Below are 19,582 nucleotides of genomic sequence, written 5' to 3'. Positions count from 1 at the left end.
CTTTTGCGGCAAAGCCTCAGGTTGCGCCCACCTCAGACCGGAGCCGCCCAAAATGGCCAGTAAACCAACCCGCACCGCGCCCTTCGCGGCCTTTGAATGGATGATCGCTTGGCGCTACCTGCGCGCGCGCCGTGCCGAAGGCGGCGTCAGTGTGATGACATGGATCAGCCTCATCGGCATCACGCTGGCGGTCTTTGCGCTGATTGCCACGCTCTCAGTCCGCTCGGGCTTTCGCGCCGAGTTTGTCGACACGATCCTTGGCGCCAATGCCCATGTCACCGTCTATACGATGGGCGAGGTGCAGGAAAACGGCCAGATCGACCGCACCATCGAGAATTACACCGAAATGGCTGCCGAGGTCGCCAAGGTCGAAGGCGTGACCCGCGTGGCCCCGCTGGTGCGCCAACAAGTCATGGCCAACCGGCGTCAGTCCAATGCGGGCGTCGAGGTCTTTGGCATCGCCGCCGACGACCTGATGACGATCCCCGGCATCCAGCCCTCGGAACGCTCGCAGGGCGACATTGCGCGCTTTGAAGAGGGTATCGCCATCGGCAGCGGCGTGGCCCAGAGCCTTGGCGTGCAGGTCGGCGATACGATCAAGCTGATCTCGCCCAATGGGGTCAAAACCGCCTTTGGCACCAGCCCGCGGGTGAATGGTTATGAGGTGGTCTATGTCTTCTCTGCTGGGCGCTATGATATTGATAAGACACGGGCCTATCTGCCCATTGCCGAGGCGCAGTCTTTCTTTAACCGCGAGGGCGTGGCGGATGAGTTGGAGGTCATGGTCGAAGACCCCGAGAGCGTCGACGCAATGGCCTCGGCGCTGATGCAGGCGGCGGGCGATTTGGCGCAGGTCTGGACGTGGCGCGATGCTTCCGGTGCGTTCTTGAGCGCGTTGGATATCGAAGACCGGGTGATGTTCGTCATCCTGTCAGTGCTGGTGCTGATCGCGGCGATGAACATCGTCTCAGGGCTGATCATGCTGGTGAAGAACAAGGGGCGCGACATTGGGATTCTGCGGACAATGGGGCTGTCGGAAGGTTCCGTGCTTCGGGTGTTCTTCATCTGTGGCGCCTTTACTGGGATCATCGGCACGGCGGCGGGCGTGGTGCTGGGCGTGCTTTTCGCTGTCTATGTCGACCAGATTTTTGGCTTCGTGAACTACCTCAGCGGCGGCACCGCGTGGGACGCCTCGATCCGCGGCATCTACTTCCTGCCCGCAAAACTGCAACTGGGCGATGTGCTCTCCGCCGTCGCCCTGTCGCTCGGCCTCAGCTTTGTCGTGACGATCTTTCCCGCCCGCCGTGCGGCGCGGATGAACCCTGTGGAGGCCCTGCGCTATGAATGATCCTATCTTGCGCCTGAGCGGCATTTCCAAGGCCTATAACCCCGGCAAACCAAACGAAGTCCACGTCTTGCGCGGCATTGATCTGGAGGTCGCGGCGGGCGAGGTCGTGGCGCTGGTGGCGCCTTCGGGCGCGGGCAAATCGACGCTGCTGCATATCGCGGGGCTGCTGGACACCGCCGACAGCGGCACGGTTGAGATTGCGGGCGATGACTTCACGGGCCAGAGCGATCGCAAGCGCACCGGGGTGCGCCGCGCGGATGTGGGGTTTATCTATCAGTTCCACCATCTGCTGCCAGAGTTCACCGCGCTTGAAAACATCGTGCTGCCGCAGCTTGCCAATGGTGTGGCGCGCTCTGCTGCCGAGGCGCGGGGGCGCGAGCTGCTGGCTGAGGTGGGCATCTCGGAGCGTGCCGACCACCGGCCTGCGGCGATGTCGGGCGGCGAACAGCAGCGGGTGGCCTTTTGCCGGGCGCTGGCGAATGAGCCGCGTTTGCTTCTGGCGGATGAGCCGACGGGCAACCTCGACCCGACAACTTCGGACCAAGTCTTTGGCGCGTTGATGACGCTGGTGCGCAGCACCGGGCTGGCCGCCGTGATCGCCACGCATAACCTTGAGCTGGCCGCGCGGATGGACCGCCAGATCCGGCTAGAAGCAGGGCAACTCGTGCCTGTCTGACCAGCCCCGCGCATTGGCGTTTGCGCCAGTGCCGCCCGGCGCCTATCATCTTGGTAAGGGCCGCGAGTGCCCGTCCAAGACCATAGGAGCAGATATGCCGACGCCTAAACTACCGCTGATCTTCGTAGGCGCAGCCGCCGCCATCGTGGCCGCCTGCACCGCGCCCTCGATGCCCGAAGCGCCTGATGGGGCCAAGTTCTATGCCGCGAACTGCGTGTCCTGCCACGGGATGCCGGGGCAGGGGGATGGGCCACTGGCGGCGGGTCTGAACCCCGCGCCGGCTGACCTGACCCTACTGGCACGCGAGAACGGCGGCAGTTTCCCCCGCGCACGGGCGCTAAGCTATATCTATGGCGACCCGGAGAAGAGCCATCTGGCCCGCGTCATGCCGCAGTTTGGCGGCGCGATGGCCGATGACACGGTGCCGGTCGAAGTCGATGGTGTGCTGACCCCGACCCCGCGTGTGCTGGCCGGGCTGCTGGCCTATCTGGAGAGCATCCAGCGTTAACCGCAGATGCCGTTCAACTCGACCCCGTCCCACGGCAGGCTCACGTCCGACAGGCGGCTTTGGGGCAGGGGGGCGACGGGCATGACCTCTGAAAGCATGCCGTGCAGCCGCTTGGTGCGCGGCGCTTGCGGGTCCAGCGCGCGGCAGCAAACGAATTCTTCGACGATTGAGCCCTGCTGTTCGTAGCCGAAATCGAGGAATCGCGGTTGGGTGTCGACCTCAAAGAGATAGGGGTCGGGGCTGGAGAACTGCTCGCTGGCCGCCCGCAGCGGGGAATAGCCCGTCACCGCCCGGTTTTGCCACTGCCAAACATGGGTGACCTCATGCGCCAGCAGCATCGCGGCGATCAGGCCGATGCGGTCGGGGTGATCGGGCAAGTAGTCTTCGAGATACCAGTCCTTGTCGAAGAGTAGGTTGTTCCACAGCGCCACGGCGGCGGGTTTGGAGGTAACGGTGTCGCCCTCAGGCGGCGGCAGGATACGCTCGCGACAGGTGGTGCGCGGGCGCGGTTTGCGCTTGAAAGTGACCGCGCGGGTCGGGGCGCCGTCGTGCAGGCGGACGCGGTTGTAGTCGACGGAACTGCCGTGGATGGTGGAGAGATAGGCGCGCTCGTTCTCCGTCAGCGGACGGCCGCAGGCGGTGAGGAGGAGCAGCAGGAGGAGGGCGCGGATCATGGGGGGAGTTAGGACCGGTGTAGGCGGCGGATCAAGGGGAAAGATTGGGGGTTGGCGCTGACGGTGCGGGTAACTGCGGTTGCGGTCCCGACCTGTCGTTGTGTTGAAGCCCCTTCCCCATGGGGGGAAGGGAAGGGGCTATGCGCCAAAGGCGCATGGGATACGGAACAGATGTAGCTGGGAAATTTGTATTGCTTATACGGTCTCGAAAACCATGAGACTTAGCCAAAGCTTTAGATCTTCTAATTTAGGGGATGAGTACATACTAGAGGGTCCGCCGTCGGATACCTTGACCAAGTATGTGCTCTCAAATCTTCTAATTTCAAATTCTTTCGAACGCGCACGAAAGAAGTGAACATCTTCTGTTCTCCGCCAATCGTGGAAGAAATGAGGGCTGCAATTTACAGTTTTGTACTTTGGTTTAAGCGTTTCATATAGCCAAGCCGGGTTCATTCTTATGTAGTTGTCTGCTGCGGCTCTTAGCTTTGGGGCAACGCGTCCCTGTGCAGGGTCGGCAAACGAAACGACTTCCACAACAACACCAGATTCAGCAACGGCCTCCACCAACGGTAGAAAATCGCCATCTGCTCCGTAAAGAGTGCAGGTTCTCATAATGTTGGCGTAGGCTAAGCGGGTAGCGTCAATGGCAAGCTTAACGTCAACACCTTCTTGTTTGCGGGTTTTCGGTTTTTCGACGAGTTCACCCATTTTTACTATGAAACCGTCGTTGGCCTCTATGTCGAGCAGCCATTTGGGTTGAACCGTATTATCGTTGATTGCAGAGTACACATAGCAACGATCATGACCTAAGACACGAAACAATCTGTAGAAATCAAAATAGTCGTTTGCCTTTTTTTCTATCCCATTCCGACTAAGTTCATTCTCGTAAGTTTTCCAAACGTTGTCGCCATCGATAAATGCGAACTTGGGGTCCCTGTGCCCGTGCGTAACTGTCCGACTGTAAGTTCGATATACGTTTGAGTTAGTCAAACATCCAACTCCTCCACAAACTGCGCATTCTGCTGAATATACGCAAAGCGCATCTCCGGCTTCTTCCCCATTAAGCGCTCCACCAAATCCCCGGTCTCCCCCGGCACGTCCTCATCCACAGTCACGCGAATAAGCTTGCGGGTCTCGGGGTCCATCGTGGTCTCTTTGAGGTCCTTGGCGTCCATCTCACCCAGACCTTTAAACCGGCTTACGTCGATCTTGCCTTTGCCGCCCAAGCCCTTCTCCAACCACATGTTTTTCTCGGCCTCGTCCAAGCAATAGACCCGCTTGGCGCCTTGGGTCAGGCGGAAGAGCGGCGGGCAGGCGAGGTACAGATGCCCGGCATCGATCAGCGGGCGCATTTGGGTGAAGAAAAACGTCATCAACAGCGAGGCAATATGCGCGCCGTCGACGTCGGCGTCGGTCATGATGATGATCTTGTCATAGCGCAGATCGTCAAGGTTGAACTTGGTGCCCATGCCGACGCCAAGCGCTTCGCAGAGGTCGTTGATTTCGGCGTTGGTGGTGATCTTGCTGGAGGCCGCGCCGAGCACGTTGAGGATTTTACCCTTCAGCGGCAGCAGCGCTTGGGTGTTGCGGTTGCGCGCGCCCTTGCCCGAGCCGCCCGCCGAGTCGCCCTCGACGATGAACAGTTCCGTGCCTTCGCGGGTCTTGCTGGTGCAGTCGGTCAGCTTGCCGGGCAGGCGCAGTTTCTTGGTGGCGGATTTGCGGGCGGTCTCTTTCTCCTGACGGCGGCGCATCCGCTCTTCGGCGCGCAGCACGAGGAAATCGAGGATCGCGCCGGCGGATTTCGTGTCCGCCGCCAGCCAGTTGTCAAAGTGGTCGCGCACCGCGTTTTCCACCAGACGCGCGGCCTCGGTGGTGGCGAGGCGGTCTTTGGTTTGGCCGACGAATTCCGGCTCGCGGATGAAGCAGGATACCAGCGCGCAGCCGCCGGTGATCAGGTCGTCGCGGGTGATGTCCTTGGCCTTGCGGTTGTTCGCCAGTTCGCCATAGGCGCGGATGCCCTTGAGGATCGCGGCCCAGAAGCCGCCTTCGTGGGTGCCGCCTTCGGGCGTTGGGACGGTGTTACAGTAGGACTGGATGAAACCGTCGCGGGCAGGGGTCCAGTTGATCGCCCATTCGACCTTGCCCGGCACGCCAAAGCGTTCTTGGAACTCCACGGTGCCGGCAAAGGGGTTCTCGGCGTAGGTGGTTGATTTGCCGAGCGTTTCGCGCAGGTAGTCGGCAAGGCCGCCGGGGAAGTGGAAGGTGGCTTCCATCGGCGTGTCACCGTCTTCGATCTCGGACTTCCAGCGGATTTCGACGCCGGAAAAGAGATAGGCTTTGGAGCGCACCATCTTGAGCAGGCGCGAGGGTTTGAACCGATGCGCGCCGAAGATCTGCTCGTCGGCGTGGAAGGTGACGGTGGTGCCGCGCCGGTTGGGGGCGGCGCCGATTTTCTCGACCGGGCCTTGGGGGATGCCGCGGGAGAAGCGTTGCTCGAAGAGTTCGCGGTTCCGTGCGACCTGCACCACCATGGAATCAGACAGCGCGTTGACGACCGAGGCACCAACCCCATGCAGACCGCCCGAGGTCTGATAGGCTTTGCCCGAGAATTTGCCGCCTGCGTGCAGCGTACAAAGGATCACTTCGAGCGCGGATTTTTCGGGGAATTTCGGGTGCGGATCAATCGGGATGCCGCGCCCGTTGTCGCGGATGGTGACGGCGTAATCGGCGTGCAGCTCGACCTCAATGCGCGTGGCATGGCCCGCGACGGCTTCGTCCATGGAGTTGTCGAGCACCTCGGCCACCAGATGGTGCAGCGCGCGCTCGTCGGTGCCGCCGATATACATGCCGGGGCGCTTGCGGACGGGCTCCAGCCCCTCCAGCACTTCGATGGAGGAGGCGTCGTAATCTGTGGGTTCCTGGCCGGAAAGAAGGTCGGTCATGCGGGCCTGCTCTTTGTTTGTGATTGAGGGGCATTTTGACAGTCCCACGCGCCGGGGGCAATCATGCTTTGCAAGGTCGGGTGGATTCAGGTGGCTTTGGCGCGGAGCCATGTGGCGAGGCTGTCTTCGTCGATGCGCCGCTGTGCGACGTCGCGGATCAGGTCACCGGCCTCGATGGTCTCGTAATCGAGTTGAACGCCATTGAGATCAAGGCAGATATCAAGCGCGAGATAAGCAGTGCGCTTATTCGCATCGTTGAAAACATGGCCTGTCGCTACCGCTACGCAATAGGCAGCGGCGAGGTCGAAAACGTCGTTGATCATACCGTATACGAGCCGGTTCTCCACCCGCGCGAGAGCACTCTCAAGCGACTTGTCCATCGCCATTCCTTGTAGCTCGCCGGGGTTCAGTGCGGCATCATGCAGTTGGACGACCAGGTCGGGCGTTAGAAGGACAAAACTCATTTGTCTTTCAGATAGTCAAGAACCGGCTGGTTCATGTGCTTTCGACGCTCGAGACTCTGCATCACCTCATCCAATGTGGCCACCCGCGGCTCTTCCTGCAACGTCGCTTCCGCCGGGACAAAATATCCCACACAACGCGAGTTTTTCATTACCGCGACGGGCTTGCCGCCGGAGCGTTCCAGCACCTTATGCGGTTCGCGCATTTCGGTCATTGTAGCGATGTGGTTGGTGTGGATACGAGTCATGTTGCGCTCCTGAGTGTATATTTGAATATACATTCATGGATACATTTTACAAGTCTACGCCGACACAGTCCAAGATTGCCTCGGCAACTTCCTTAGGCTTTTGGTGGTGCAGCCAGTGATCGGCGCCTTCAATCTCAACACGGGTGAGGTCGGCCGCAAATAACTCCAACCCCTCTGTCGCCTCTGGCAGCAGCGCTGTGTCTTCACTCCCCCAAATCAGCAGATGTGGACAGCGGACCTGCAGGCGTTCGGTCGGGAAGCCCGGCAGGCTGATCGGGCGGCCCGGTTCGGCGACCTGCAGGGGCGAGGCACGATACCAGTTGATCATCGCCCGCATCCGCCCCGGACGACCCCATTCGGCGTGGTATGCCGCGCGGCGTTCGGGGGTAAGCCAGCTGAGGTCCATATTGGCGGAGAAGAGTTCGAGCAGACCTGCGAAGTCGTCGACAGAGAGCTTGCGCGAGCTGCCTTCCTTGCGCAGCACGGGAATATATTGCGACGCTTTGGTTTGCGCGCCCCCGGTTGCAAGGGCTTTCTGAAAGGGAACAGGGTGGACGCCGTTAAGGACGATCAGCCGTTCGACAAGCTCCGGCCGGAACATCGCCAGCGCATAGGCCACCGAAGCCCCCCAGTCATGCCCGAGCACCGTAGCGGGCTTGTCGCCAAGCAGTGCCGCCATATCGGCCATGAGATGCGCCATCGCGTAAGGCTCGATCCCTTCGGGCGCGCTGCTTTGGCCATAACCGCGTTGGTCCGGCGCGATGCAATGGAAATGCGCGCAGAGGTAGGGGGCGAGGTCGACCCAAGCGCCGCCGTATTCGGGAAAGCCATGTAGCAGCAACAGGGGGGGTAAGCTCTCGTCGCCCCAGTAGCGCAGGAAAATATCCTGCCCGTTGACGTGGCGCGTCTCGGTCCTTGTCGGCTCCATGGCGACCCCTCCCGCGTTTAGTTTTGCCGTTTTGCGGAAGTTTTGCAAGGAATACATGGCTTTGGGCGCTGATGCTAAACGTTTCAGGCTGCAGTAGGAGCGGCAAAAGCAGACTTCCCCTTTTCAATGGCGCGGCGTAAGGCTTTTGCATGAAGACACCGATGACAAACCGAAACCATATCCGCGCGATCCTAACGCTCGGCCTGCCGCTGATTGGCGGACATCTGGCGCAGATGGCAATTGGGGTAACCGATACCGTGATGCTGGGCTGGTATTCGGTTGAGGCGCTCGCCGCCGTGGTTCTTGGGAGCACCTATTTCTTTGTCCTGTTCATCTTTGGCTCGGGCTTTGCCATGGCAGTGATGCCATTGGTAGCCGCCTATGACGCCGAGAATGATGAGATCGGACTGCGCCGGGCCACGCGCATGGGGCTGTGGTTGTCCGTAGGTTTCGCCATGATCGCGCTGCCCGCGATGGTCTGGTCGACGCCGGTGCTGGGACTGCTGGGGCAGGGGCCGAACCTTGCCGAGACGGCGGGCGGGTATCTGTCAATTGCAGGCTGGGGCATTGTACCGGCGCTTTTGGTGATGGTGTTAAAATCCTACCTTGCGGCGTTGGAGCGCACGCAGGTCGTGCTTTGGATCACCCTGCTTGCCGCTGGCGTGAATGTGCTGGCCAATTACGCGCTGATCTTCGGCAATTGGGGCGCGCCGGAACTGGGCGTCATGGGGGCGGCGGTGGCTTCGGTCACGACGCAGTTTGTCTCGCTGATCGGGGTGGTTATCTATGTGCTGATCGCTCTGCCGCAGCACAGTCTGTTCGTCCGGCTTTGGCGCGCAGATACGCAGATGTTGAAGCGGGTCTTTACGCTTGGTCTGCCCATTGGCCTAACCACGCTTAGCGAAGTCGGGCTCTTTGCCGCGTCATCGCTGATGATGGGCTGGCTGGGGACGATCCCGCTGGCGGCGCATGGGATTGCGATCCAACTCGCTTCACTGACCTTCATGGTACACCTTGGTCTAAGCAATGTTGCCACGATCCGCGCGGGCAATGCCTATGGGCGCCGTGATGTGCAGCATATGGCGCGGGGTGCGGTGATTGTGACTGCGCTGTCGCTGGTCTTTGCCCTTGTGACCATGGTCGGCTTCGTAGGCTGGCCGGAGCCGCTGATCTCGGTCTTCATGCAGGAGGATGAGCCGGCGCGTATGGAAATTCTCGCCATCGGCACTGGGCTCTTGGTGATGGCCGCGCTTTTCCAACTGGTCGACGGCGCGCAGGTGGTGGCTTTGGGCCTGCTGCGCGGCGTGCAAGACACGCAGATGCCGATGATCATGGCCGCGATTAGCTATTGGCTGGTCGGCATGCCCTGTTCCTATCTGCTGGGCTTCACACTGGGGTTCGGCGCGATGGGCATCTGGGCTGGGCTGGTGGCCGGGCTCGGCGTTGCCGGCGTGTTGCTGAACCTGCGGTTCTGGAAACACACGATTAAGAAGATGCCGTTCTGATTTCTTCTTAGGCCAAAAAGCACCGGTTAGCCGCCTGCTACCCGCGACCCATACGGTCAGCCTTTTTCCGCACCAACGTGCTGCGCAGGTCATGCATGGCCAGCAGGAGGTCATCGGTTACAGCGTCAAGCTGTTCATCCGTGGCGCGGGACTGTACCCATTGGGTCGTAAGGTTTAAATGATCCACCGCCCGGCGGATGTCGTCGATTTCGCGGGCGGCGAGGGTCTCTCGGCGGGCTTCGATCCAGCGGGAGATCTCGGCCTCATCTGTCTCGGTTAGCCGGTGAAGACCGTGCGGTTTCACCTCGCCATTGCGAATATTGACCACGGCGATCTGATCCATCTCGATCCGACGCTGGCGGTTTTCGGAATCGAGCCGAAACACCGCCGCGCCGTTGTCGCGGACCCGGAAGTAATAGTCTGGAAGATCGCCCGCCATTGGTTTCGTCCTTACGTCAGCCCGGCGCAGAAGGTCTGGATGCGGGTGCATGCCTCTTTCAACGCCTCATCCGAAGTAGCGTAGCTGACGCGGAAATTGGGTGAAAGCCCGAAGGCCGCGCCAAAGACGACCGCGACGCCGGTTTCCTCTAGCAGTGCTGTGGCGAAGGCTTCGTCATCGGTGATCTTGGTGCCCGCCGCCGAGGTCTTGCCAATCAAGCCCGAAATCGAGGGATAGACGTAGAACGCGCCTTCAGGCGTCGGGCAGGTGACGCCAGGAATGGCGCTGAGCATCTCGACCACCAGATTGCGGCGGCGTACGAACATCTCGTTGTTGTCGGGGATGTAATCCTGCGTGCCGTTCAGCGCCTCGACCGCCGCCCATTGGCTCACGGAGCAAGGGTTCGACGTGCTTTGCGACTGGATTTTGCGCATGGCGCCGATGAGCTTTTCCGGCCCTGCGGCATAGCCGATGCGCCAGCCGGTCATGGCATAGGCTTTGGACACGCCGTTAACCGTGAGCGTGCGGTCATAGAGCGCCGGTTCGACCTGTGCAGGCGTGCAGAACTCAAAGCCGTCATAGGCAAGATGCTCGTACATATCGTCGGTCATCACCCAAACATGCGGGTGGCGCATCAGCACATCTGTCAGTGCCTTCAATTCATCGCGGCTATAGCCCGCACCGGTGGGGTTCGAGGGCGAGTTAAAGATGAACCATTTGGTTTTCGGCGTGATCGCCTCTTCCAGCGCCTCGGGCGTCAGCTTGAAATTGTTTTCCAGCGTCGCGGGCGCGATCACCGGGGTGCCGCCTGCAAGCAGCACCATATCGGGGTAGCTGACCCAATAGGGCGCGGGGATCACGACCTCTTCGCCGGGGTTCATCGTGGCCATCAGCGCGTTGTAGAGGATCTGCTTGCCGCCGGTGCCGACGCTGACCTGCGATGGTGTATAGTCCAGCCCGTTGTCGCGTTTGAACTTGGCGCAGATCGCCTGCTTCAGTTCCGGGATGCCATCGACGGCGGTGTATTTCGTCTTACCCGCTTCGATTGCGGCGACGGCTGCGTCCTTGATATTCTGCGGCGTGTCGAAATCCGGCTCGCCCGCGCCAAGCGCGATGATGTCACGGCCCGCGGCTTTCAACTCCGCCGCCTTGGTGGTCACGGCGATGGTGGGCGACGGTTTGACACGTTTAAGGGTCGCGGACAGGAGTTCCATTTCGGCCTCGGGTTGCTTATGAATATCCCCACGTTAATAGGGGCCGCCCCCGCACCCGGCAAGGGTGTCTGTCAGGAGAGCAAGCATGAGTGACGAGATTGACTGGTACGGCCCCGACGCTGCCACTTTTGGCGACCGTGTCGCGGCGGCGCGTGAGCAAACTGGCATGACGCAAGCGGTGTTGGCGAAACGTTTAGGCGTGCGGCTTTCCACGCTGCGCGGTTGGGAGGAAGACTTGTCAGAGCCCCGCGCCAACCGCCTGTCGATGCTGGCCGGGTTGTTGAATGTCTCCATGATGTGGCTGATCAACGGCGAAGGCGAAGGGGTTGACGCGCCCGAAGACGGCGCGGCCGCACGGCGGGGTGATCTGGAGGATGTGCTGGTCGATGTGCGCGCGCTGCGAACCGATCTGCTGAAAAAGGCTGAGGCCGTGGGCAAGCTCGAAAAGCGCATCCGCCGCCTGATGTCGGAGCCTGCCGATGTCTGAAGCCCCTGAACACCGCCTCAAACGTCTGCAGATGCGCTCCATGCGGCGCGGGATCAAAGAGATGGACCTGATCCTGTCGGCCTATGCCGAAGCGCGGTTGCCGCAGATGGATGACGCCGGGCTGACGCTCTATGATCAGATGCTGAATGAGAACGACCACGACCTGTATCTCTGGGTCAGCGGACAGGCCGAGGCGCCCGAAAAATATGCAGGATTGGTGAGCGATATACGCGGCCATTTGACTGAAGCGCGCGGCTGACTTTGGCGCGCGCTATTTCGGCGAACGTTAGCTTCAGGCCAGTTTAACGAATTATTCTGTTTTATTGTTCAGTTTCCGGCTCAACCAGATTGAGTCGGAGACAACGCATGAGCATTCAAGACCCCGCCACGCAGCCCTATGCTGTGAAAGGCTTCATGGTCGGCTACCTTGAAGCCCTGTCATTGGTGGAGCGGCTGCACCGCCTGCTTCTGGACGTCATCAAGGATGAGTTTGAACGCGTCGGTGTGTTGGAGATCAACGCCGTGCAAGCGTTGCTGCTGTTCAACATCGGCGACAATGAAGTGACGGCGGGCGAGTTAAAAAGCCGCGGTTACTATCAGGGCAGCAACGTCAGCTATAACCTCAAGAAGTTGGTCGAGATGGGCTATATGCACCACCAGCGCTGCGAGATTGACCGCCGCTCCGTCCGTGTGCGGCTGACCGAGCGCGGGCGCTACATTCGCGATGTGGTATCAGACCTCTTCTCGCGCCATGCCGACGGGATGGAAACCAAAGGCGTGTTGGGCGATGCGGGGATCGAAGACATCACACGTTCGCTCAAGCGGATGGAGCGCTATTGGTCAGATCAGATCCGCTACATCTATTAAGCTGCGGGTCTTAGTCAGCGTGAGCGGGCAGGACCAGTTCGGAAAAGACCAGCCCGTCCAGCTCGCGCAGCAGTTTCTCGGCCATGGCGCGGGCGTAGTCGTCAAAGCCAAGCGCCGTTTGAACAAAAGAATCCGGGCCGAGGATGACCTCGGCGCGGAAATAGGACGACAGGCTGCCAATCTCGGCCTGCCGGCTGTCGCCGGAGGCCGGATTATCGGCGCCGATCACCAGCGCATTGATTGTCACCCCGCTTGCTTCGAGGCTCTCGCCTATGTCCCGAGGCCGCGGCCCGAAGTTTGAGATGCCGTCGCCAGAAATATCCAGCGTATGTTTCGCGCAGCCTGAGCGCGCAGCCAGCAACTGCGCGCCCAGTTGCATCGCGGTGCCAAGTGCCGTGCCGGGGGTCGTGACGCGCCGGGTCGTGCTGCGCAACTGGAAAGTGACGCCCTCCAGCGTTTCAGCATTAGCAATTGTCGTCCAAGGTAGGATCACCGCCTGATCACCCGGGCCGCTCCATTCATAGACCAGCAGATCAACGGCGTGGCCCGGCAGCGCCAGCAATGCCGCCTGCACCCGCTGATCGGTTAGCGCTTGGGCAAGCCCGTCAATCTGCTGGCGGTACTCCCGCGCATCGACCGAGCCGGACACATCCAGACCAAGGGCTAAGGCTTGACGGCAGGCGGCCTCAGCCCCCAAAGGCACAGTCAGCAATGCGATCAAGGTGAAGACTGCGCGGATCATCCATTACGCTCCAGTGCGCGGGGCAGGGCACCGAGCGTTGCGGGGCTGACCTCACGGATCAACTTGGCCCGCATGGCCCGCTCAAAATCGGCAAACCCCGTGGCAATCACCATAAAGGCCCCCGGCCCATGCAGGACTTCTCTGCGGTAAAAGCCGATCAGCCCGATCTCGCCCTCAAAATCTGCTGCGTTGACCACCAGCCCATTCACGGTGATTCCTGCAAAAGCGGGGTCGTCATAAGCCGTCAGCGGGCCAAAGCCTTCGTTGTTCTGCCCGTCACCCGCCATATCGAGTGTTCGGGCATCACAGCGGGGAGCTTGGTCAAAATAAGTGGCACCAAAGCGCAGGGCATGACCCATAGCGGTTGGCAAAGTGGTCGCGCTGCGTTGGCTTGCGTCGATGGTATCCGCCGCTCGCAAAAGCGCATCGGGGTGGTCGATCAGCGTCCAGTCCAGAACGACTTTCTGGTGGCTCTGCCCTGACCATTCATATGCCGCCAAGGCCACCGGCGCGTCATCTGCAAAGAACGCGCGGGCGACCTCAGGGCTGCGCAGCGCGGCGGCAAGACCCCCGCGCTGCAACTTGTCTTCCTCGGGGTCGACCGAACTTGAGACATCAAGCGCCAGCAGCAGGGCCAGACGACAAGGGGCCGCCTGACCGGCCATTGGCACCAGCATCAGCGCCAGCGCGGCACTGATGCAAAACCTTACCAATGGCCGGTGTTCTCCATGCTGGCCCATGGTTCTTGTTGGGGCAGGGCGTCGCCCTCTTGCAGCAGTTCGACCGAGATATTGTCGGGCGAGCGGACAAAGGCCATGCGCCCGTCCCGCGGTGGGCGGTTGATGGTCACGCCGTTGTCCTGCAGGTGCTGGCAGGTCTCGTAAATGTTCTCGACCGTATAGGCGAGGTGCCCGAAATGACGGCTGTCGCTTGGCAGGCCTTCGTCGCCGTCCCAGTTGTAGGTCAACTCAACATCCGCATGTCCGTCGTCCTGTCCTGGCGGGCAAAGGAAGACCAACGTGAAGCGGCCGCCCTCATTATCGATCCGGCGGCGCTCAACAAGGCCCAGAAGTTTGTAGAATGCGATGGAGGCGTCGAGGTCCTTCACGCGCACCATTGTGTGCAAGTATTTGATGGGCATTGTCTTTCCTTTGTTTCTGACGTGACGAGTGTGCAGATCAAAAAAGGGATTGAAACCCCATATTCAACCCAAAACTCTCGGTCTCAAAGCGCGTGACATTCGAGGTCGTCTTGCGCGCTTCGAACGTGAGTTTAGGGGCAAATCCGTAACTGTCAAAATCCGTAAACAACAGCGACGTGGATACAGCGGCACCCAGATCGGCGCGAGGCTCTGCAGTATACAGCGGATCGTCATAGTGTTTAGCCTGCGCTGTAAGTGCCACTTGGGCGGTGGCTCCGAGCACGGGATTGGCAAAGGTGTATTGTAGCCCCAACGTCACTGCGTTGTGGGTCAGAGCGCGGCTGTCAGTATCGGTTCGGCCAAGTTCGGCGTTCCATGCCACTTTGCCACCCGCCGCGGTGGGGCGGGCCCAGCTGGCGCTTAGTATCCCCGTCACACCAGAGCGGCTGTCATCGTCCTTGCGGTGTGAATAGCCAAGCTGTGCGTTCCATGAAAAGAGGCGGCTCTCAGGCCGAGCATAGGTCTGGCGCCAGTTTGCTTTGATTTCATCGGCCAGAGGGTTTTCGCCAGACCACAGCCTGCCGAAGCTTAGCGAGACCGTTTGGCGCGGCGCCTTTGGCCCGGTGGTGAAATCCCTGCCGACTTCTGCTTGGACGCGCCGAAATGCATAATCGGAAGCATCTACCCCGGCGGGCACGTCATCGTCGGTAAAGACGGTATGACTTTCTGTCCAATTCAGCGCCGCGAAACTGCGCCGGGTCTGGGAGATGTCGAAGTTATAGCGCAGGCTGGTGTTCTGGCGCAGCACGAAACCCGAAATGGGGACAGCGGCGGGGTTGGTAAAGATCAGCCCGCCCAGCACAAAGGTATTGTCCGAAGGCGCGCCGTTGACGTTATCGCTGGGATCGATGCTGAAGGACAGGTCGACCGACCAAGGGTTGGTCATGCTGACATAGCGGTAATCGCGGATGGCGCGGGCGCGGGTCTGTTCATCGGGGGCAACATGCGCGGCACGACGTAGCCAGAATTGTGCGCGTGTCTTGGCCCCGTCAGAAGAAAGCGCCTGTGCCATTGCCATGGCCGCACCATAGCGCTCCACCGGACGGTCCGAGGCCTGGTAGCCCTGCCGCGCCACGCGGCGTGCATTGCGGGCGTCGCCCAAGGTGCGTCTAGCATGGGCGTTTAGTATCAGGCTGGTGGCGTCCTCGGGATCTCGCCGGATCAACATGTCTGTGATATCAACGGCAGCCTGAGCCTGCCCCCGCGCCAGCAGTTGCGCGGCAGTCATCCGCGCTTCTTCCGGGGCAAGGGTGGACTGCGCCGCGCTGGAACCGCCCGCAAGCGCCAAGGCGGCAGCGAGAACAAATTTGCGCGTCATTGGGTTGCGATGAAACCGCCAACTTCGCGCACGCCGGATCCTTCGACGAAGACGATGCCAGCGATCTCTGCCCCTTCCGTTCCGGCAAAAACACCTTGCCAATTGCCGCTTGCACCGGTGGAGTCACCCGCGCCGTCAAATTCTGTTGCTGTGGAACTGCCAAGGCTGCTGTTGTCAAAGTCGATTGTCGTATCAGCTAGGGAGATGAAGCCGTCCAAATTCCCGATCAGGGTGCCATCGGTGGTGTAGACTTGCCGGTTGCTAATTGATCCGCCCGCTGCGCCATCGATATCGAAATCGTCGAAATCAACCCGAAGCCGCGCGTCTCCGGTGACGAAGGTTACGCCGTCGTTCGTGCCATCTCGTGTGGTGCGGACCGCCGCATATTCACCATTGTAGGAATAGATCCCCGAAGTGGGCAGATTGGGTTTATTTCCAAGCCGTTGAGCGCCCGCACCGCCATAGCCGAAGTCGACATAGCTATTTGTACCCGCCGCCGCGACTTGTGACTCTCCGGAATCCGAGCGGCGGAAGACTGCAAAATATTGCAGTTCATTCGTGCCCCGTTCTGGATTGCTGTCATACGCATCGAAACCGTTATTGAAGGCTTCAGTGCGAATGCGGTCGTAAGCATTCTCGGGGTCGTCAAATGGAATATTGTTGAGCGTCAGCGTGTCCGTATCCGGGTCATAGGTGACATTGTTCAAGGTCAGCGTGTCGTTATTTTCAGTGAAATAGACGCTGCTGGACCCAGCCTCAGTATCAGGGTCATCGTCTACGCCAAACGGCGCGGTGCCACCACAGGCCGACAGGCCAAAGCCGAGCGCAAGGCCCATCCAAATACGTGTCATATGCTCTGCCTCGATATGAATTGTTTTATTTGTACTTTTTCGCAAACAGTCCCAAATCGGCGGCCCATCTGTCAATGCGCTTACCTCAAAGGGCTGGAATTACCGCGTGACTGCTACCGAAAAACAATAGTCTGAGCGCAGCGCTTGAGGCCGGCCCTTCGCAGGGCTATGCAGAAGGAAAGGTCACGATGACGAGGGTTGCCGCGTGAAACAATACCATGACGCCTTGCGCGAAGTACTGGAGTGCGGGGTCACTTCGACGGATCGCACCGGGACCGGCACGATCTCCCACTTCGGGATGCAACAGCGCTACCGGATGGCCGATGGGTTTCCGCTGGTGACGACCAAGAAATTGCATCTCAAATCTATCGTGCACGAGCTTTTGTGGTTCCTCGCGGGGGACACGAACATTGCTTACCTGCAGGAAAACGGCGTTTCGATCTGGAACGAATGGGCCGATGAAGACGGCGACCTCGGGCCTGTTTACGGCCACCAGTGGCGGCGTTTTCCGACGGTGGGGGAGCCGATGCCGCAACCGGATGGCACGGTGCTGCACCAAGCGGGGCAGGTCGATCAGATCACCAAGCTCGTGGAGGCAATTCGTAGGACCCCCGATAGTCGGCGGCTTATCGTATCGGCTTGGAATCCCGGAGAGGTCGACCAGATGGCGCTGCCGCCCTGTCATACGCTGTGGCAGGTGCGCATCGCGGGGGGCAAGCTGCATCTACAGCTCTACCAGCGCTCCGCGGATATGTTCTTGGGCGTGCCTTTTAACATCGCCTCCTATGCGTTGCTGCTAGAGATGCTGGCCCATGTCACCGGCTACGAGCCCGGTGACTTCGTGCACTCCATGGGCGACGCGCATATCTACTCCAACCATATCGAACAGGTAAAAACCCAACTCGCGCGGACCCCGAAGCCGCTGCCGCGCCTGCGGATTAACCGCAAGGTCTCTTCGATCTTCGATTTCCGCTATGAGGATTTCACCTTTGAAGACTACAATCCCGACCCTGCGATAAAAGCCCCGGTGGCAGTCTGATGCTGAGCCTCGTTGTCGCCCGCGCCCGCAATGGAGCCATCGGTAAGGATGGTGATATACCGTGGTCCTTGCCCGAGGATCTGAAGTTTTTCCAGCGTGAAACGACGGGGGGCGCGGTCATCATGGGGCGGCGCACTTGGGAGAGCTTGCCGTTTAAGCCATTGAAGAACCGGCTGAACTGTCTCGTTTCCAGCAGCGACAGCGATGATGTGCATGTGGAGCGTGACCCGCAATCTGCCTTGGGCTATTGCGCCGCGCAGGGCTATCGACGTGTCTATGGTATCGGGGGCGAGGGGATTTATCGCGCGCTTTTGCCGTTAGCAGATCGCCTGCTTGTGACGGATGTGGATGTCGAGATTGAGGAGGCAGACGCCTTCTTTCCCGACTTCGACCCGACAGATTGGGTGGAACTCGGCAGTCTTTGTCTGCGCGAAGAAGGTCCGCGTGCCGTGGCGCGCGAATGGCTGCGGCGGCGCTGACTCTCCATTGACATAAGGCGCGCGCCGCGCAGACTGCGGCATATGTTTAATCTTGCTGCACCGCCCGAGGGGTTCGTTGATAACCCGTTCCTGCACTACGATCGCCTTTTGCGGGAGAGCCCGGTGTTGCCGCAGCCGGACGGATCGGTGCTGATCTGCCGCCATGCCGATCTGAACGCGATCTACCGCGACACCACGCTCTATATATCGGACAAAAAGCAGGCCTTCGCGCCGAAATTCGGCCCCGGCAGCCCGCTCTTTGAGCATCACACCACCAGCCTCGTCTTTAACGATCCGCCGCTGCATACGCGGGTAAGGCGGATTATGACTTCGGCCCTAACGCCAAAGGCACTGGCCCGAATGGAGCCGGGGCTGATCGCTACGGTGGATCAATTGCTAGAAGGTTTGGGCGAGACGCCAGACCTGATCGACGATTTCGCCAGTTGCATTCCCGTTCAGATCATTGGCAACTTGCTTGATGTTCCGATGGAAGAGCGCGGCCCGCTGCGGGACTGGTCACTGGCGATCCTCGGCGCGCTGGAGCCGGTGCTGAGCGACGCGGAACTGGAAACCGGACATCAGGCCGTGCGCGCGTTCAAAGCCTATTTGCAAGACCTCATCGCCAGACGCCGCGCCGAACCGGGGGATCCGGAAACCGACGTATTGACGCGCCTCATCGCAGGCGACGACCACGGTCAGTTGACCGAGATCGAGCTGATCCAAAACTGCATCTTCATCCTCAACGCCGGGCATGAAACGACGACCAACCTGATTGGCAGCACTTTGGCGCTGTTGCATGACCACCCCGATCAAAAGGCGCGGTTGATCGCGGACCCGTCGCTTATTGCGCCTTGTATCGAGGAAGTACTGCGCTTTCGGTCACCCAACCAATTTGGCAACCGCGAGACGACGGCGCCGGTTACGATCGGCGGCGTGGATATCCCGACGGGCACCAATCTGCACCTCTGTATCGGTGCAGCCAACCGCGACCCAGAAGTCTTTGACGCGCCACAGGAATTCGACATTGCGCGCAAACCTAATCGTCATCTGGCCTTTGCGGGCGGGCCGCATGTCTGCGTCGGGCTGACCTTGGCGCGGATGGAAGGCAAGATCGCGGTGCAGCGCTTCCTGAACCGGTTTCCGGAGTATGAGATTACCGCGGGACGTGAGGGCGGTGGACGCATTCGTTTCCATGGCTACAGCCGCCTGCCGGCAAGGCTCGGCTGACCGGTCGGGACGGAAAAAGCTGGACTTGGCGAAACCAGCCCTGCAATCTTTCGGCATTCCATGCTCAAGCAACAGATTGTGAGGATTATCATGCGTCTACCAACAGCTATCGCTGCCGCTGCTGGGCTTTTCCTGGCCAGCATGGCGCCGGGCCAGCTTGCCGCCCAGCCGAAAATCTATGCCTACCCCAGCAGCGCGAATTACTGCCCGGCAGGTCTGCAGCCGATCACCATCTCCGGCGTGATCTGCTGCGGGACGCCGAACCAGTCCATGACCTACGCACAGGTCAAAGCGCATCCCGCTCCCCGCGTTAAGCGCTACCGTGCTGCGGCGCCACGCCGTTCGGCGCGCGCGCATTGCCCAGTAGGTGCCAAGGGCTGCTCCTACGATTGATCGCCACTGGCGACCCCCGGCGCGCGAGCGCCGGG

24 protein-coding genes are annotated in these 19,582 nt (G+C 60.5%); 11 read left to right on the top strand and 13 right to left on the bottom strand.

The features are described 5' to 3' along the window. The first annotated feature begins 52 nt into the window (after positions 1 to 52). The 3 genes from BLS57_RS05115 (at position 53) to BLS57_RS05105 (ending at position 2,532) form a co-directional block, all read left to right on the top strand. A complete protein-coding gene (locus BLS57_RS05115; RefSeq protein ID WP_208597518.1) occupies positions 53 to 1,348 on the top strand; it encodes a lipoprotein-releasing ABC transporter permease subunit in 1,296 nt (431 codons plus the stop codon). Next, entirely contained in the window at positions 1,341 to 2,024 is a 684-nt protein-coding gene (locus BLS57_RS05110; protein ID WP_093739823.1) for an ABC transporter ATP-binding protein, read from the top strand. Before BLS57_RS05115 ends, BLS57_RS05110 begins: the two co-directional genes overlap by 8 nt. Before the next feature lie 94 nt (positions 2,025 to 2,118). Beyond that, the gene (locus tag BLS57_RS05105; RefSeq protein WP_244153601.1) at positions 2,119 to 2,532 is read left to right on the top strand and encodes a c-type cytochrome; all 414 of its coding nucleotides are present in this window, start codon (positions 2,119 to 2,121) and stop codon (positions 2,530 to 2,532) included. Here BLS57_RS05105 and BLS57_RS05100 read toward each other — a convergent pair. The 6 genes from BLS57_RS05100 to BLS57_RS05075 form a co-directional block, all read right to left on the bottom strand. Then, on the bottom strand, positions 2,529 to 3,206 hold the full coding sequence (locus BLS57_RS05100) for a hypothetical protein (protein ID WP_093739821.1): 678 nt from the start codon (positions 3,204 to 3,206) through the stop codon (positions 2,529 to 2,531). The two genes, BLS57_RS05105 and BLS57_RS05100, sit on opposite strands and share 4 nt — an antisense overlap. A gap of 195 nt (positions 3,207 to 3,401) precedes the next feature. Further along, a complete protein-coding gene (locus tag BLS57_RS05095) occupies positions 3,402 to 4,196 on the bottom strand; it encodes an NYN domain-containing protein (protein WP_093739819.1) in 795 nt (264 codons plus the stop codon). Then, on the bottom strand, positions 4,193 to 6,148 hold the full coding sequence (gene parE / locus BLS57_RS05090; protein WP_093739817.1) for a DNA topoisomerase IV subunit B: 1,956 nt from the start codon (positions 6,146 to 6,148) through the stop codon (positions 4,193 to 4,195). The genes BLS57_RS05095 and parE overlap by 4 nt, the downstream gene beginning before the upstream one ends. Before the next feature lie 86 nt (positions 6,149 to 6,234). Next, positions 6,235 to 6,612: a type II toxin-antitoxin system death-on-curing family toxin gene (locus BLS57_RS05085; protein WP_093739815.1), complete on the bottom strand. Its 378-nt coding sequence runs from the start codon at positions 6,610 to 6,612 to the stop codon at positions 6,235 to 6,237. After that, a complete protein-coding gene (locus BLS57_RS05080; RefSeq protein ID WP_093739813.1) occupies positions 6,609 to 6,857 on the bottom strand; it encodes a hypothetical protein in 249 nt (82 codons plus the stop codon). Before BLS57_RS05080 ends, BLS57_RS05085 begins: the two co-directional genes overlap by 4 nt. 46 nt (positions 6,858 to 6,903) lie before the next feature. Further along, positions 6,904 to 7,785 (bottom strand): alpha/beta fold hydrolase, encoded by an 882-nt coding sequence (locus tag BLS57_RS05075; protein ID WP_093740342.1) that lies wholly within the window; start codon positions 7,783 to 7,785, stop codon positions 6,904 to 6,906. Positions 7,786 to 7,934: 149 nt separating this feature from the next. Between BLS57_RS05075 and BLS57_RS05070 the strand changes: the two genes are divergently transcribed. Further along, a complete protein-coding gene (locus BLS57_RS05070) occupies positions 7,935 to 9,290 on the top strand; it encodes an MATE family efflux transporter (protein WP_093739811.1) in 1,356 nt (451 codons plus the stop codon). Positions 9,291 to 9,327: 37 nt separating this feature from the next. Here BLS57_RS05070 and BLS57_RS05065 read toward each other — a convergent pair whose 3' ends face one another. After that, complete coding sequence (locus BLS57_RS05065) at positions 9,328 to 9,729, bottom strand: hypothetical protein (RefSeq protein WP_093739809.1); 402 nt, start codon at positions 9,727 to 9,729, stop codon at positions 9,328 to 9,330. A gap of 11 nt (positions 9,730 to 9,740) precedes the next feature. Continuing rightward, positions 9,741 to 10,943 carry a pyridoxal phosphate-dependent aminotransferase gene (locus BLS57_RS05060; protein WP_093739807.1) on the bottom strand — a complete coding sequence of 401 codons (1,203 nt, stop codon included), beginning with the start codon at positions 10,941 to 10,943 and terminating at the stop codon, positions 9,741 to 9,743. Positions 10,944 to 11,028: 85 nt separating this feature from the next. On the opposite strand from BLS57_RS05060, the gene BLS57_RS05055 reads away from it, so the two are divergent. The 3 genes from BLS57_RS05055 (at position 11,029) to BLS57_RS05045 (ending at position 12,297) form a co-directional block, all read left to right on the top strand. Next, positions 11,029 to 11,430 carry a helix-turn-helix domain-containing protein gene (locus BLS57_RS05055; protein ID WP_093739805.1) on the top strand — a complete coding sequence of 134 codons (402 nt, stop codon included), beginning with the start codon at positions 11,029 to 11,031 and terminating at the stop codon, positions 11,428 to 11,430. Next, positions 11,423 to 11,689 (top strand): succinate dehydrogenase assembly factor 2, encoded by a 267-nt coding sequence (locus BLS57_RS05050; RefSeq protein WP_093739803.1) that lies wholly within the window; start codon positions 11,423 to 11,425, stop codon positions 11,687 to 11,689. The genes BLS57_RS05055 and BLS57_RS05050 overlap by 8 nt, the downstream gene beginning before the upstream one ends. A gap of 107 nt (positions 11,690 to 11,796) precedes the next feature. Next, the gene (locus tag BLS57_RS05045) at positions 11,797 to 12,297 is read left to right on the top strand and encodes a MarR family winged helix-turn-helix transcriptional regulator (protein ID WP_093739801.1); all 501 of its coding nucleotides are present in this window, start codon (positions 11,797 to 11,799) and stop codon (positions 12,295 to 12,297) included. A gap of 10 nt (positions 12,298 to 12,307) precedes the next feature. On the opposite strand, the gene BLS57_RS05040 is transcribed toward BLS57_RS05045, so the two are convergent. From BLS57_RS05040 to BLS57_RS05020, 5 genes are read right to left on the bottom strand one after another with little or no spacing between them, the layout of a single operon-like run. Next, entirely contained in the window at positions 12,308 to 13,039 is a 732-nt protein-coding gene (locus BLS57_RS05040) for a DUF1194 domain-containing protein (protein WP_093739799.1), read from the bottom strand. After that, positions 13,036 to 13,752 carry a DUF1194 domain-containing protein gene (locus BLS57_RS05035; RefSeq protein ID WP_244153599.1) on the bottom strand — a complete coding sequence of 239 codons (717 nt, stop codon included), beginning with the start codon at positions 13,750 to 13,752 and terminating at the stop codon, positions 13,036 to 13,038. Before BLS57_RS05035 ends, BLS57_RS05040 begins: the two co-directional genes overlap by 4 nt. Continuing rightward, positions 13,746 to 14,180: a VOC family protein gene (locus BLS57_RS05030; RefSeq protein WP_093739795.1), complete on the bottom strand. Its 435-nt coding sequence runs from the start codon at positions 14,178 to 14,180 to the stop codon at positions 13,746 to 13,748. The genes BLS57_RS05035 and BLS57_RS05030 overlap by 7 nt, the downstream gene beginning before the upstream one ends. Positions 14,181 to 14,217: 37 nt before the next feature. Next, positions 14,218 to 15,558, bottom strand: a complete 1,341-nt coding sequence (locus BLS57_RS05025; RefSeq protein ID WP_093739793.1) for a surface lipoprotein assembly modifier — start codon at positions 15,556 to 15,558, stop codon at positions 14,218 to 14,220. Further along, a complete protein-coding gene (locus tag BLS57_RS05020) occupies positions 15,555 to 16,484 on the bottom strand; it encodes a HupA family protein (protein ID WP_139186610.1) in 930 nt (309 codons plus the stop codon). The genes BLS57_RS05025 and BLS57_RS05020 overlap by 4 nt, the downstream gene beginning before the upstream one ends. Before the next feature lie 130 nt (positions 16,485 to 16,614). Between BLS57_RS05020 and BLS57_RS05015 the strand changes: the two genes are divergently transcribed. The 4 genes from BLS57_RS05015 (at position 16,615) to BLS57_RS05000 (ending at position 19,547) form a co-directional block, all read left to right on the top strand. Then, positions 16,615 to 17,448: a thymidylate synthase gene (locus tag BLS57_RS05015; protein ID WP_093739789.1), complete on the top strand. Its 834-nt coding sequence runs from the start codon at positions 16,615 to 16,617 to the stop codon at positions 17,446 to 17,448. Then, the gene (locus tag BLS57_RS05010) at positions 17,448 to 17,927 is read left to right on the top strand and encodes a dihydrofolate reductase (protein ID WP_093739787.1); all 480 of its coding nucleotides are present in this window, start codon (positions 17,448 to 17,450) and stop codon (positions 17,925 to 17,927) included. Before BLS57_RS05015 ends, BLS57_RS05010 begins: the two co-directional genes overlap by 1 nt. A 42-nt stretch (positions 17,928 to 17,969) precedes the next feature. Next, positions 17,970 to 19,154 carry a cytochrome P450 gene (locus tag BLS57_RS05005; protein ID WP_093739785.1) on the top strand — a complete coding sequence of 395 codons (1,185 nt, stop codon included), beginning with the start codon at positions 17,970 to 17,972 and terminating at the stop codon, positions 19,152 to 19,154. A gap of 90 nt (positions 19,155 to 19,244) precedes the next feature. Then, the gene (locus BLS57_RS05000) at positions 19,245 to 19,547 is read left to right on the top strand and encodes a hypothetical protein (protein WP_341868814.1); all 303 of its coding nucleotides are present in this window, start codon (positions 19,245 to 19,247) and stop codon (positions 19,545 to 19,547) included. Positions 19,548 to 19,582 lie beyond the last annotated feature (35 nt).

Source organism: Sulfitobacter delicatus (genome assembly GCF_900102535.1).
In the GTDB taxonomy this organism is placed as follows: domain Bacteria; phylum Pseudomonadota; class Alphaproteobacteria; order Rhodobacterales; family Rhodobacteraceae; genus Sulfitobacter; species Sulfitobacter delicatus.
The sequence above is the reverse complement of the archived record's forward strand: the minus strand, read 5'-3'. Positions and strand labels throughout refer to the sequence as shown.